9 protein-coding genes and 3 tRNA genes are annotated in these 13,155 nt (G+C 69.0%); 9 read left to right on the forward strand and 3 right to left on the reverse strand.

Features of this window, described 5'->3' with window-relative positions; translation table 11 throughout:
• Positions 1-225 precede the first annotated feature (225 nt).
• From cysK to U5C87_RS07390, 5 genes are all read left to right on the forward strand, one after another.
• Positions 226-1,155, forward strand: coding sequence for a cysteine synthase A (cysK, locus tag U5C87_RS07370; protein WP_330475963.1), 930 nt, complete (start codon positions 226-228; stop codon positions 1,153-1,155).
• 175 nt (positions 1,156-1,330) lie between these two features.
• On the forward strand, positions 1,331-1,900 hold the full coding sequence (gene cysE / locus U5C87_RS07375; protein WP_443082127.1) for a serine O-acetyltransferase: 570 nt from the start codon (positions 1,331-1,333) through the stop codon (positions 1,898-1,900).
• A gap of 227 nt (positions 1,901-2,127) precedes the next feature.
• Positions 2,128-2,215: transfer RNA gene (locus U5C87_RS07380), tRNA-Ser, on the forward strand.
• Positions 2,216-2,929: 714 nt separating this feature from the next.
• Positions 2,930-3,865 carry a dihydropteroate synthase gene (gene folP, locus U5C87_RS07385; RefSeq protein WP_330476665.1) on the forward strand — a complete coding sequence of 312 codons (936 nt, stop codon included), beginning with the start codon at positions 2,930-2,932 and terminating at the stop codon, positions 3,863-3,865.
• A gap of 226 nt (positions 3,866-4,091) precedes the next feature.
• Positions 4,092-4,295 (forward strand): cold-shock protein, encoded by a 204-nt coding sequence (locus U5C87_RS07390; protein ID WP_030200907.1) that lies wholly within the window; start codon positions 4,092-4,094, stop codon positions 4,293-4,295.
• 134 nt (positions 4,296-4,429) lie between these two features.
• On the opposite strand, the gene U5C87_RS07395 is transcribed toward U5C87_RS07390, so the two are convergent.
• Positions 4,430-6,004: an LCP family protein gene (locus tag U5C87_RS07395; protein WP_330475965.1), complete on the reverse strand. Its 1,575-nt coding sequence runs from the start codon at positions 6,002-6,004 to the stop codon at positions 4,430-4,432.
• Between the two features lie 207 nt (positions 6,005-6,211).
• Here U5C87_RS07395 and U5C87_RS07400 point away from each other — a divergent pair.
• Positions 6,212-6,301: transfer RNA gene (locus tag U5C87_RS07400), tRNA-Ser, on the forward strand.
• Between the two features lie 207 nt (positions 6,302-6,508).
• Here the strand turns inward: U5C87_RS07400 and U5C87_RS07405 are convergent.
• Together U5C87_RS07405 and U5C87_RS07410 are read right to left on the reverse strand one after the other, a co-directional pair.
• Complete coding sequence (locus U5C87_RS07405; protein WP_330475966.1) at positions 6,509-7,006, reverse strand: DUF6328 family protein; 498 nt, start codon at positions 7,004-7,006, stop codon at positions 6,509-6,511.
• 193 nt (positions 7,007-7,199) lie between these two features.
• Complete coding sequence (locus U5C87_RS07410; protein WP_330475967.1) at positions 7,200-9,044, reverse strand: phosphoenolpyruvate carboxykinase (GTP); 1,845 nt, start codon at positions 9,042-9,044, stop codon at positions 7,200-7,202.
• 430 nt (positions 9,045-9,474) lie between these two features.
• Here U5C87_RS07410 and U5C87_RS07415 point away from each other — a divergent pair.
• The 3 genes from U5C87_RS07415 to U5C87_RS07425 all read left to right on the forward strand — a co-directional run bounded on the left by U5C87_RS07415 (position 9,475) and on the right by U5C87_RS07425 (position 13,087).
• Positions 9,475-9,547: transfer RNA gene (locus U5C87_RS07415), tRNA-Arg, on the forward strand.
• 149 nt (positions 9,548-9,696) lie between these two features.
• A complete protein-coding gene (locus U5C87_RS07420) occupies positions 9,697-11,349 on the forward strand; it encodes an MFS transporter (RefSeq protein ID WP_330475968.1) in 1,653 nt (550 codons plus the stop codon).
• A 94-nt stretch (positions 11,350-11,443) separates the two neighbouring features.
• Complete coding sequence (locus U5C87_RS07425; RefSeq protein WP_330475969.1) at positions 11,444-13,087, forward strand: AMP-binding protein; 1,644 nt, start codon at positions 11,444-11,446, stop codon at positions 13,085-13,087.
• Positions 13,088-13,155 lie beyond the last annotated feature (68 nt).

The following is a 13,155-nucleotide window of genomic DNA, read 5'->3' on the forward strand; positions in this document are numbered from 1 at the left end:
CGCCACACGGCATACGCCCTCGGGAAGCGCATGACGCTCGCCGGACCCGGCCGGCGGACGAAGGGTACGTATGCCGCGTGGCCGGCCCCGCGGGACGCCCGGATCATGGGCGACGCCTTGGCAGGCGATAACGACGTGTTGGAATATGTATAACGAGCTCCCGGTTGTCGACAACGACCGGGTCGACAGACCGTTCCGCCGCACCCCGCTGAAAGGGCTCCCGCAATGCCGATCTACGACGACGTGACCAAGCTGATCGGCAACACGCCGCTCGTGCGCCTCAACAGGATCACCGACGGCGCCGAGGCCACGGTCGCGGCCAAGCTCGAGTTCTACAACCCCGCCAACTCCGTCAAGGACCGCATCGGTGTCGCGATCGTCGACGCGGCCGAGGAGAGCGGCGACCTCGAGCCCGGCGGCACCATCATCGAGGCGACGTCCGGCAACACCGGCATCGCCCTGGCCATGGTCGGTGCTGCCCGCGGCTACGACGTCGTGCTGACGATGCCCGAGTCGATGAGCAAGGAGCGTCGCGCGCTGCTGCGCGCCTTCGGCGCCGAGCTCGTCCTCACCGACCCGTCCACCGGCATGAAGGGCGCCGTCGCCAAGGCCGAGGAGATCGCCGCGGAGCGGGGCGGCGTGCTGGCCCGCCAGTTCGCCAACGCCGCGAACCCCGAGATCCACCGCAAGACCACTGCCGAGGAGATCTGGAAGGACACCGACGGCGAGGTCGACATCGTCGTCGCCGGTATCGGCACCGGCGGCACGATCACGGGCGTCGGCCAGGTGCTGAAGTCCCGCAAGCCCGATGTGAAGATCATCGCCGTCGAGCCGGCCGAGTCGCCGATCCTCAACGGCGGGCAGCCGGGTCCGCACAAGATCCAGGGCCTCGGCGCCAACTTCGTCCCGGAGATCCTCGACACCGAGGTCTACGACGAGGTCATCGACATCGATGCCGACACCTCCGTGAAGTGGGCGCGCCGCGCCGCCACGGAGGAGGGCCTGCTCGTCGGGATCAGCTCCGGCGCCGCGATCGCCGCCGCGGTCCAGGTCGCCCAGCGCGAGGAGAACAAGGGCAAGACCATCGTCGTGATCATCCCCTCCTTCGGCGAGCGCTACCTGTCCACCATCCTCTTCGAGGGCCTCGTCGACTGAGATGAGCACTGCACCGAAGTTCGAGCACCAGGGCCGTCCGGCCGAGAAGCCGCTGACGCTCGTGCGTGGCGACGGCCCAGCCGAAGCGCCCCCCGCCGCTCCCGCCGCTCCCGCCGCTGACGTCGTCACCGATGTCGTCACGGACGAGAGCCGGTATGCCGGCCCGCTCGGTCTCGTGCGCAAGCTCGCCGACCGCGCGCTGGAGGACGTCGACGGAGCCATCGCGCGCGACCCCGCCGCCAGCTCGCGCCTCGAGCTGGTCCTGACCTCGCCCGGCCTGCACGCCATCTGGGCGCACCGCGGGCTGCACGCGCTGTACCAGCAGCCGGGTGGGCGCCTGCCAGCCCGGGTGCTCGCCACGGTGGCGCGCTCGATCACCGGCGTCGAGATCCACCCGGCCGCCCGCCTCGGCCGCCGCTTCTTCATCGACCACGGGATGGGCGTCGTCATCGGCGAGACGGCCGAGGTCGGCGACGACGTCATGCTCTACCACGGGGTCACCCTGGGCGGTCGGTCGCTCGCTCACGTCAAGCGCCACCCCACCGTGGGCAACCGCGTCACCATCGGTGCCGGCGCCCGGGTGCTCGGGCCGATCAACGTCGGCGACGACGTGCAGATCGGCGCGAACTCCGTTGTCGTCAAGGACGTTCCGTCCGGAGCGGTGGCAACCGGCATACCGGCGGTCGTGCGCTTCCCGAAGCGCAACGCCACCAACCAGTGGCTCGACCCCGCGATCTACATCTGAGCCGAGCCGCTGCTCCCTCGCGGCGCCGTCATGTCGGACTCGGCCGCACACCTAGAGGTCATCGACTCACCGGGTGCCGCGTGCGGCTGACCTCGACGTGTGCGGTTGGCCGTGCGTCCGGACCCGATCGGAGGTCTGCTGACCGTGGCCGGTGAGCGACGAGCCGACACCCGGACGAGGTCGATTCGGACGGGTGAGCGCGCCGCGGATAGACTTCCGCGGACACTGGAGGGCTCGCATAGTGGCCGAGTGCGGCGGTCTTGAAAACCGCTATGGGTTCATAGCCCATCGTGGGTTCGAATCCCACGCCCTCCGCAGAATGCTCCGTCGGCGCGGAGCGCCTTCGGAGCAGTTGGGCGGAGGCGTGCGATGACGGGGAGCGCTGAGCTCGGGCGAGGAACGAGCCCGGTAAGCGCGGAGTCCCACGCCCTCCGCCACCAGGCCCCACTCGGTTGCCGCGAGATCGTGCGGCTGATCGCGCGTCTGCTGTCGTCAGGGCGCAGCGCCTGCGCGATCTCATGCGCGATCTCGCGCCGGCCGCCGAGGACCTCGCGCCGGATCCGGGCATGAAAAAAGGGGCCCCGGAGATCCGGAGTCCCTTTTGTTCTCATGCGCCGGCCTCATCGGTGGGGCCGGACGTGCACGCGCTCTCAGAGCAGGCCGAGCCTCTCCTCGAACGTCGTGCTGGAGTTGTACTGACCGACCGGCAGTGACCTGGACGGACGGTTCATGGCCGCGAAGAACGACACGATGTACGACATCTCTGTATTCAGTTTCCTTATGGCGCAGCCCTGCTGACCTGTGGTCGGAGGGCTCGGTGGTCGACCGTCATTGCGGGACGATCAGGACCGGCAGACCATCCGCGACCCGGCAGGGAGCGTGGCCGGGCCGTGGATGAGGTCTGCAGTGCAATGGTAACAGTTCCGCAACCATGCTCGGGACGACCGTTGACCTTTGCCGGGCACCGTGAGATACGACAGTGTGACCACACATTCCGGCTCGGATCCCGCGCCCGACACCGCCGAGATCCTGGGCCGGCTGGCCCCGCTCGACCTGCCGTCGGCGAGCCCGCTCGTGCTGCGCGGCAAGCGATTCGACGCGGCGTCCCCCGCTGTCATGGCGATCGTCAACCGGACCCGTGACTCCTTCTTCAGCGGCAACCGGCACGCCGACCTCGACTCCGCCAAGGTGGCCTTCGTCGACGCCGTCGAGCTCGGCGCCGATCTCGTCGACGTCGGGGGTGTGCGCGCCGGCCAGGAGGGCGAGGTCGTCGACGCGGACGAGGAGATCCGGCGCGTCGTGCCCTTCCTCCAGTGGGCCCGTTCGGAGCATCCGGACGTCCTGCTCAGCCTCGACACGTGGCGTTCCGAGGTCGCGCGCGAGGCCGCCGGCGTCGTCGACCTCGTCAACGACACGTGGGCCGGGCACGACCGCGAGCTCGTCCACGTCGCGTCGGCCATCGGCGCCGGCTACGTCATCTCACATACCGGAGGCCTGCCGCCCCGGACCGACCCCGTCGACGTCACCTACGGCGACGACCCGCTCGATGTGGTGCGTGACGTCGTGCGCACCCTGGCGAGCGGTGCCCATGCGGCCGAGCAGGCCGGCATACCTCGTGAGCGCATCCTCGTGGACCCGACGCTCGACTTCGGCAAGACGACGGCTCACTCGCTCGAGGTGCTGCGGCACACGGCTGACGTCGTTGCCCTGAACTACCCTGTGCTGCAAGCGATGTCGCGCAAGGACTTCGTCGGTGAGTCCCTCGACCTGCCCGCCGAGGAGCGTCTCGAGGGGTCGCTCGCGGCCACCGCGGTCGCCGCCTGGCTGGGGGCCACGGTGTTCCGTGCACACGACGTCCGGGCCACCCGGCGCGTGCTCGACATGGTCGCGACGATCCGCGGCGACCGAGCCCCGCGACTGGCCCTTCGGGGCACCCGGCGTGACGCCGTGACGAACGACTCCTGAACGCCCAAAAACCAGTGTCATCCGACGGGCCGACCGGCCGGTATTCTGCTAGGTTCGTCGCGGTTGCAGTTGCAGTTCCTCGTAGTCGAGCAGGATCCCGTCATCCGCAATGGTGACGGGATTTCTTTCGACATAGACGGGTTCGCCCGTCGAGTGGAGTCGAAGCGGCAGCTTGGGATGCGCGAAGTGCGTCGTTCCACACGCTAAAGAAGGAAGAGTTACCCGTATGGCACAGGGCACCGTCAAGTGGTTCAACGCTGAAAAGGGCTTTGGTTTCATCGCCCAGGACGGCGGCGGCCCCGACGTTTTCGTCCACTACTCGGCGATCCAGTCGAACGGCTACCGTTCGCTGGAGGAGGCGCAGCGCGTCGAGTTCGAGGTCACCCAGGGTCCCAAGGGCCCCCAGGCTGACGCGGTTCGTCCGCTCTGATCTGAGGGATCGTTCACCCTTAACGAGCGACACCGCTTCACCGCACAGTCGTTTGTGCGAAGGCCCCCCGGTCTCGACCGGGGGGCCTTCGTTTGTCCGGGCTCAGCGCCGAGGGCGTATGCCGTTCGGCGCGGTCAGCACTGCTCGTACGGCGTCGTCGTGGGGCTCGGGGTCGACGGCGTCCTCGTCTTGGTCGACGAGGGCTTCGACGTGCTCGGAGTCGTCGACGGCGTGGCCGCCGGCTTGGGCGGGGCGATGGCCTTCTGGACGAGCTTGCGGACGAGGGCGTAGTCGGGGTCGCTCGAGTAGACGCCCTGGCTGGACGTGAGGGCGACGCTCGTGATCTTGGCCTTCTGCACCCGCTCGACGAGCTGCACGAAGGCCGGCAGGGACTGGGCCTCGATGTCGGTGTAGATGCGCTGCTTGAGGATCTTGGCGATCTCGGGGTAGCGGCTCACCATCGACGCCGGGTTGACCTGCTGGACGATGGCCTGCACGACGCAGCGCTGGCGCATCTGGCGGTGGGTGTCGTCGTCGGCGGCACGGGTCCGGGCGTACCAGAGGGCGTGGTAGCCGTCGAGGTGCTGGCGACCGGGCTCGAAGTAGCCCTTGACGCCGAAGACGCGTCCCGACGCGTCGTGCTGACCGCCGATCGTCAGCGGTGTGCCGTTGGCGCTCAGCTTGACGTTGACGTCGAGCCCACCCATCGCGTCGATGAGCTGCTGGAAGCCGTAGAGGTCGACGATGACCATCTGGTTCATCTGCAGGCCGAGGATCTCCTGGACGGCACCGCGGATCTCCTGGCGGCCCGGCACCGAGCCGGCGGGGTAGGCGCCGGGGTGGTCCTTAGCGTAGTTCTCCGCCTCGACGTAGAGGTTGGTCAGCATGCACTGGCCCTTTTCGCCCGGCCGGTTCTGGGCGCAGGTCGGTTCGGGCGCACCGAAGTGGCCGGACGGGTAGCGAGCGCGCAGCGGGCTGTTGGGCGCTAGCGGCGCGTAGAGCAGGTTGCGCGGCATCGAGATGAGGGCGGTGCGGCCCGTCTTGGTGTCGATGCTGGCCACGATCATCGAGTCGGTGCGGATACCGGTGCGGTCCGCCCCCGCGTCCGAGCCGAGGAGCAGGATGTTGACCCTGGGCTGGTTGGCCCAGGGGTCGTCGCCCTCGGTCGTGACGTTGACGCCGGAGCCGGCCTGCTTGCTGCCGAGTGAGGTGGTGCCGAAGACCTGGTTGACCGTGTCGGTCGTGATGAAGGTGTACTCGGCGACCTTGAAGGTCGAGCCGGCGACGAGGAAGACGAGGACCGTCGTGAGGGCGGCGAGGGTCCTCGTCCGTGTGCGGTCCAGCCGGGTCGGACGGGACTGGACGGCGGTGAGGATGATCGAGCCGCACCACAGGATGCCGATGGCGACGAAACCGACGGCGACGCCCTGCAGCAGGGAGGGGCGCGCGACGAGCGAGAGGGCTGCGTTGGTGATGCCGTCGCGCAGGACGACGTAGCCGACGACGACTCCGGTCAGCAGGAAGAGGGCGAGGACCGCCCAGCCGAGTCGCTTGCTCCGTGTCTGGGTCAGGCCCGCACCGGGTAGGAGGGTGCCGAGGGTGGTGAGTCCGAGCGCCCGACGGAAGCCGGCCCTGACCTGGCGACGGATGGCTTCGCGACCACTGGGTGCGTCGTCACGCCGCGGCCGTGGCGCGGTGGCGTCAGTCATCGGATCCTCTCGGCCAGGGCATTGTCACCTGTCGTCCTGGGTGGGCAACCCTGCCATTGTGCACGGTGATCCTTTGAAGCGCCTCATTGCGCGTCGACAGTCACATGAGCGTGGCGGAGGACCCGGGTTTGGGTTGCGGTGCGTGGCCCGGTAGCCTGTGTCCGCCCGTGCATCCGGCGTCGCCTCGGCGGCCTCGATCGCGGGCACGGAGGCGTCGCATAGTGGCCTAGTGCGCCCGCCTGCTAAGCGGGTTGAGGATAAAACCTCTCGCGGGTTCAAATCCCGCCGCCTCCGCCAGCACAAGACAGAAGGACCCCGACACGCTTTTCGTCGGGGTCCTTCTGCCTTGTGCTGAACGAACGCGTGGGATTTGGGAGGAGCTGGGCAGGCCCCGAGGAACGAGGGGCCTGCCCAGCGACGGTTCCCGCCGCCGGGCGAGCGAGGACCCGCAAACGTTGGCCTCTCGACGGGTGAGGACCCGCAAACGTTGGCCTATCGACGGTGTCAGGGGGTGTCGGGGTCCTCGCGGCGGCGGCGCCGGCGCTGGGAGAGGGGCAGCACGAGCCAGAGCGCGACCGCGAGCAGCGTCAGGCCACCGCCGATCCAGATGGCGGTCGTGTGCGAGAGCAGGACGTCGAGCACGAGCACGACGCCGCCGATGATGCCGACGACGAGGAAGAAGAGTCCGGCGCCGATCAGCGTGTCGGTGTGCCGGACGACGAAGTCCTTCAGGCCCTCGCGGAAGAGCATCCGGTGCATCGCGACGGGCGTCATGAACACGAGCGTGCTGATCGCGATGGACACGAGCGTGACGACGTAGATGTCGCGCTGCAGGTCGGTCAACGTCGTGAACCGCTGCTGGAAGGGGATCGTCAGCAGGAACGCGAAGAGGATCTGCACGCCGGCCTGGGCGATGCGCAGCTCCTGGAGCTGCTCGTTGAAGTTGCGGTCGAGCCGCTCGGCCTCGCTCTCGTCGCGGCTGTAGCCGTCGGGGTCGCTCATGTCTCTCATGTACCCCGCCGCGTGCCGTGGAGGACGGGAGGACGCGGGCATCGCGTATGCCGGGTGCCGGGCGACACGGCATACGCGACCTCGGGTGGCCCGTCCGTGCATGACGGAGGGCCCGGCACCCAGAGGTGCCGGGCCCTGCATCACGTCGTCCGCCGCCCGCCGGCCAGCAGGCGGTGGACCGACCTCAGTGACCGCTGACGCGGGCCTTGAGACCGTCGAACTCGGCCCACAGCTCCGCGGGGAGCTGGTCGCCGAACTTGTCGAACCACTCCTGGATGAGGGGCAGCTCCTTCTGCCAGTCGGCCGCGTCGACCTTGAGGGCCTTGGCGACCTGCTCGGGGGTCATGTCGAGACCGTCGACGTCGAGGGAGTCCGCGGTCGGCACGAACCCGATCGCCGTCTCCACGGCGTCGACGTCGCCCTCGAGGCGCTCGACGACCCACTTGAGGACGCGGCTGTTCTCGCCGAAGCCGGGCCACAGGAAGGAGCCGTCCTCGTCGTCGCGACGGAACCAGTTGACGCCGAAGATGCGGGGCAGCTTGGAGGCGTCCGCGCTCTTGCCGATCTCGAGCCAGTGGTTCATGTAGTCGCCGGCGTGGTAGCCGATGAAGGGCAGCATGGCCATCGGGTCGCGGCGCACGACGCCGACGGCGCCGGTCGCGGCAGCGGTGGTCTCCGAGGAGAGCGTGGCGCCGATGAAGGTGCCGTGCTGCCAGTCGCGCGACTCGTAGACGAGCGGCACGGTCGTCTTGCGGCGGCCGCCGAAGAGGATCGCGTCGATCGGCACGCCGTCGGGGTTGTCGTACTCGGGAGCCGCGATCGGGCACTGGGCGATCGGCGTGCAGAAGCGGCTGTTCGGGTGCGCGGCCTTCGTACCGGCCTCGCCGTCGGCCGGCGTCCAGCTGTTGCCGTGCCAGTCGGTGAGGTGGGCCGGCGGCTCGTCGGTCATGCCCTCCCACCACACGTCGCCGTCGTCGGTCAGGGCGACGTTGGTGAAGACCGAGTTGCCCTTCTCGATGGTGGCCATCGCGTTGGGGTTGGTCGACTCGCCCGTGCCGGGGGCGACGCCGAAGAGCCCGAACTCCGGGTTCACGGCGTACAGCCGGCCGTCCTCACCGAAACGCATCCAGGCGATGTCGTCGCCGACCATCTCGGCCTTCCAGCCGGGCACGGTGGGCGTGATCATCGCGAGGTTGGTCTTGCCGCAGGCCGAGGGGAACGCGGCCGCGATGTAGTGGACCGAGCCCTTGGGAGACGTGAGCTTGAGGATGAGCATGTGCTCGGCCATCCAGCCCTCGTCGCGGGCGATCGCCGAGGCGATGCGCAGCGAGTAGCACTTCTTGCCGAGCAGGGCGTTGCCGCCGTAGCCGGAGCCGTAGCTCCAGATCGTGCGCTCCTCGGGGAAGTGGACGATGTACTTCGTGTCGGAGCACGGCCACTGGACGTCGGCCTCGCCCTCGGCGAGCGGCGCGCCCACGGAGTGCAGGGCCGGGACGTAGTCGGCGTTCGTGTCCTCGATCTTGCGCAGGACGGCGTCGCCGCAGCGCGCCATGACGAGCATCGAGACGACGACGTAGGCCGAGTCGGTGATCTCGACGCCGAACATCGGGACCTTGGCGTCGAGGTGGCCCATGACGAAGGGGATGACGTACATCGTGCGGCCCTGCATGCTGCCGCGGTAGAGCTCGGTCATGCGAGCCTTCATCTCGTCGGGCGCCATCCAGTTATTGGTGGGCCCGGCGTCCTTCTCGTCGACGGAGCAGATGTAGGTCCGGTCCTCGACGCGCGCGACGTCGGTCGGGTCGCTCGCGCAGTAGAAGGAGTTCGGCTTCTTGCTCTCGTTGAGGCGCACGAACGTGCCGGCCTCGACGAGCTGGTCGGTCAGCTCCGTCCACTCCTCGGGGGAGCCGGTGATCCAGCGGATGTCGCGCGGCTGCGTCAGCTCGGCGACCTGCTCGACCCATGCGGACAGTCCCGCGTGCGTCGTGTGTGTCTGTTTCTCGTGGGTCGTGGTCAACTCGGGGCCCATCCCTTCGCGCGCGGTGCCGCCCGGCACCACGTCGTGCCGGTGTGAAGCTGTCCCCCACGTGGATCCTGGGCAGACCCGGATCGGGCTGCAGGTGTCCACATGCTGAACAGATGACGTGATGTCTTCAAGGTACGCGCCGCGGGGAGCGCCTCAGGCCGCAAGCCGAGTCGATACCGGTGAGACGCCTCACACCCCGTCGAGGCCGCAAGAATTACGACGGTTCGTTGTCGGTTTCTTGCAGGATTTTCAGTACTCATCCGTAGGGTCGGGGTGCGCTCGGCCGGTGGTCCCGACACCGCCTGCGTATGCCGCGTGGTCCCTCTCGCGGGCCCGCCCGGACGGTCTCGGGGTGGCGCGGTCCGGGGCCGATTTCGTGGATGCGGACCCGAGGCGCTAAGGTAACTTTTCGTTCCTCCCGGTGAGGAACGACGCACCCGTAGCTCAACGGATAGAGCATCTGACTACGGATCAGAAGGTTTGGGGTTCGAATCCCTACGGGTGCACTCTGTGTTGAGACAGAACGCGAGACCCCGACCGGTTGCCGGTCGGGGTCTCGTGCTTTCCGGGTGGTGATGCGGGGAGCCCTGCCGACGGGGACTTTCATCCTCTGGGGGTGATGAGCGGCCGCCGGCCCTGGCGCGACGCTGGGCCCATGTCGAGCACACCCGTGCGGGGCAACGCCGGACTGGTGCTCGCCGTCCTCGCGGCGAGCCAGTTCCTCATGACCCTCGACAGCTCGGTCATGAACGTCTCGATGGCCGTCGTCGCCTCGGACCTCGGCACGACGATCAGCGGGATCCAGACCGCGATCACGCTCTACACGCTCGTCATGGCCACGATGATGATCACGGGCGGCGAGCTCGGCACGATCCTGGGACGGCGTCGCGCCTTCGCGATCGGGCTGCTCGTCTACGGCGCCGGCTCGCTCGTCACGGCGCTCGCCCCGAACCTCCTGGTGCTGCTCCTCGGCTGGTCGCTGCTCGAGGGGCTCGGCGCCTCGCTGATCATGCCGGCGATCGTCGCGCTCGTCGCCGCGAACTTCCCAGCCGAGCGGCGCGCCGCCGCCTACGGTCTCGTCGCCGCAGCGGGCGCCATGGCCGTTGCTGCCGGGCCGCTCATCGGCGGCGCCGTCACGACCTTCGCCTCGTGGCGCTACGTCTTCGCCGGCGAGGTCGTCATCGTCCTCGCGATCATCGCCTTCCTCCGCAAGGTGGCCGACGTGCCGCCGAGTCCCGCCCGCATCGACCTCGTCGGCTCGGTGCTCTCGGTGGTCGGCCTCGGCTCGGTCGTCTACGGCGTGCTGCGCACGAGCGAGTGGGGCTGGGTCGTCGCCAAGCCGGGCGCCCCCAAGGTGCTCGGCGCGTCGCCCTCGATCTGGCTCATCCTGCTCGGCGTGCTCGTCGTCTTCGCGTTCATGCGCTGGGAGGAGCGCCTCGTGCGCACCGGCGGCGAGCCGCTCCTGCGTCCGGCGCTGCTGCGCAACCGGGGGCTCGTCGCGGGCCTGACGATGTTCTTCTCGCAGTACATCGTCCAGGCGGGCGTCTTCTTCGCCGTGCCCCTCTTCCTCTCCGTCGTGCTCGAGCTCGACGCGCTCCAGACGGGACTTCGGATCCTGCCGCTGTCGTTCGCCCTGCTCGCGGCGGCCGCCGGCATCCCCAAGGTGTGGCCACGGGCCAACCCGCGTCGGGTCGTGCGCATCGGGCTCTTCTCGGTGCTCGCCGGCATCCTCGTGCTCGTCGCCGGCATGGACCCGGGCGCCAACGCCGGCGTCGTCGCGATCCCGATGCTGCTCATCGGTTTCGGCCTCGGCGCGCTGTCGTCGCAGCTCGGCAGCGTCACCGTCTCGTCGGTGCCGGACTCCGAGAGCGCGGAGGTCGGGGGCCTGCAGAACACCGGCACCAACCTCGGGGCCTCGCTGGGCACCGCCCTCGTTGGCTCGGTGCTGCTCGCGACGCTGACCGCCTCGGTCGCCTCGGGCATCCAGGAGAACCCGGCCGTGCCGGCGTCGGTCAAGGCCCAGGCCTCGACCCAGCTCGTCGGCGGCGTGCCCTTCATCTCCGACAAGCAGCTCACCGAGGCCCTGGCCGCCACCCAGCTCGACGCCGCCACGGCGTCGGCGATCACCGAGGTCAACGCCAGCGCGCGCCTCGACGCGCTGCGTGAGGCGTTCGGTGTCACGGCGCTGCTGGCCGCGGGCGCCCTGATGTTCACCGGGCGACTCACCGACCGGGCGCCCGGTGACGACGACGAGGATGACCGCGGGGACGACGACGAGGATGACCGCAGGGACCACGCCGACGTGTGAGTTCGCTCCACATCGGGAGCGGTGCCTTGTGCGCGGTCGCCTCGCGGGGTTGGGTGTGGTGAGACCGTCCACGCCGCACGCCGGGAGGCCACCGATGACCGCTGCTCCGCCCGCCACCCTCGACCCCTCGCTCTCGCACACCCGGGGTGAGACCGACACCCCGCTGCTCGAGACGACGATCGGCGACAACTTCGACGCCACCGTCGCGCGCTTCGGCGAGCGTGAGGCGCTCGTCGACGTCGCGCAGGGCAAGCGGTGGACGTATGCCGAGCTGCGGGCCGACGTCGACCGGCTGGCCCGGGCGCTGCTGGCCATCGGGGTGCAGACCGGCGACCGGGTCGGCATCTGGGCGCCGAACTGCTCCGAGTGGACGCTCGTGCAGTACGCGACGGCCAAGATGGGCGCCATCCTCGTCAACATCAACCCGAGCTACCGCTCCCACGAGCTGCAGTACGTGCTCGGCCAGGCCGGCATCTCGACGCTGGTCGCGGCCGAGTCGTTCAAGACGAGCAACTACCGCCAGATGGTCGACGAGGTGCGGGACGAGGTCGACGGGCTCGAGCGCGTCGTCTACATCGGCACGTCCGACTGGGACGACCTGGTCGCGCGCGCCGACGAGGTGCCGGAGAGCGAGCTGGCTGGCATACAAGCAGGCCTGAAGAACACCGACCCCATCAACATCCAGTACACGTCGGGCACCACGGGCTTCCCCAAGGGCGCGACCCTGAGCCACCGCAACATCCTCAACAACGGCTACTTCGTCGGTGAGCTCTGCGACTACACCGAGGCCGACCGCGTCTGCATCCCGGTGCCCTTCTACCACTGCTTCGGCATGGTCATGGGCAACCTCGCATGCACGACGCACGGCGCCTGCATGGTCATCCCGGCACCCGGCTTCGACCCGGCGGCGACCCTGCGGGCCACGCAGGACGAGAAGGTCACCTCGCTCTACGGCGTGCCCACGATGTTCATCGCCGAGTGGAACCTGCCCGACTTCGCCGACTACGACCTGTCCAGCGTGCGCACCGGCATCATGGCCGGATCTCCTTGTCCCGCAGAGCTGATGAAGAAGCTCATCGCGTCAGGCATCGAGGAGATGACGATCTGCTACGGCATGACCGAGACCTCGCCGGTGTCGACCCAGAACCGCACCGACGACACCTTCGACCAGAAGGTCGGCACCGTCGGTCGCGTCGGTCCGCACCTCGAGATCAAGATCGCGGATCCTCTGACGGGAGAGACGGTTCCGCGCGGCACTGCGGGAGAGTTCATGACCAAGGGCTACTCGGTGATGCTCGGCTACTGGGAGCAGCCCGACAAGACCGCGGAGGCCATCGAGGACGGCTGGATGCACACCGGCGACATCGGCGTCATGCACGACGACGGCTACGTCGAGATCACCGGCCGCATCAAGGACATGGTCATCCGCGGCGGCGAGAACGTCTACCCGCGTGAGATCGAGGAGTTCCTCTACACCCACCCCGACATCCTCGACGCCCAGGTCATCGGCGTCCCCGACGAGAAGTACGGCGAGGAGCTGTGCGCCTGGATCCGGATGAAGGACGGCGCGACGCCCCTGACGGCCGAGTCGCTGCGTGAGTTCTGCACCGGGCAGCTCGCGCACTACAAGATCCCGCGCTACGTCGAGATCGTCGAGGAGTTCCCGATGACGGTCACGGGCAAGATCCGCAAGGTCGAGATGCGCGAGACCACCGCGAAGAAGCTCGGACTGGGCTGACCGGCCTGCACGTGCGCTGACCTGCTCGGCGGCCGGCGAGACGAGTCCAGCGGTGTGCTGGGTGCCGC

The sequence above is a fragment of the Terrabacter sp. C0L_2 genome, assembly GCF_036352015.1.
Classification (GTDB): Bacteria; Actinomycetota; Actinomycetes; order Actinomycetales; family Dermatophilaceae; genus Terrabacter; species Terrabacter tumescens.

Excerpts from the sequence above, each read along its gene's own strand:
- U5C87_RS07405 (WP_330475966.1), bottom strand. The coding sequence starts at position 7,006 with ATGAGCGACCCCGACGGCTACAGCCGCGACGAGAGCGAGGCCGAGCGG.
- U5C87_RS07410 (WP_330475967.1), bottom strand. The coding sequence starts at position 9,044 with ATGGGCCCCGAGTTGACCACGACCCACGAGAAACAGACACACACGACG.
- U5C87_RS07390 (WP_030200907.1), top strand. The coding sequence starts at position 4,092 with ATGGCACAGGGCACCGTCAAGTGGTTCAACGCTGAAAAGGGCTTTGGT.
- U5C87_RS07395 (WP_330475965.1), bottom strand. The coding sequence starts at position 6,004 with ATGACTGACGCCACCGCGCCACGGCCGCGGCGTGACGACGCACCCAGT.
- cysK (WP_330475963.1), top strand. The coding sequence starts at position 226 with ATGCCGATCTACGACGACGTGACCAAGCTGATCGGCAACACGCCGCTC.
- U5C87_RS07425 (WP_330475969.1), top strand. The coding sequence starts at position 11,444 with ATGACCGCTGCTCCGCCCGCCACCCTCGACCCCTCGCTCTCGCACACC.
- U5C87_RS07420 (WP_330475968.1), top strand. The coding sequence starts at position 9,697 with ATGTCGAGCACACCCGTGCGGGGCAACGCCGGACTGGTGCTCGCCGTC.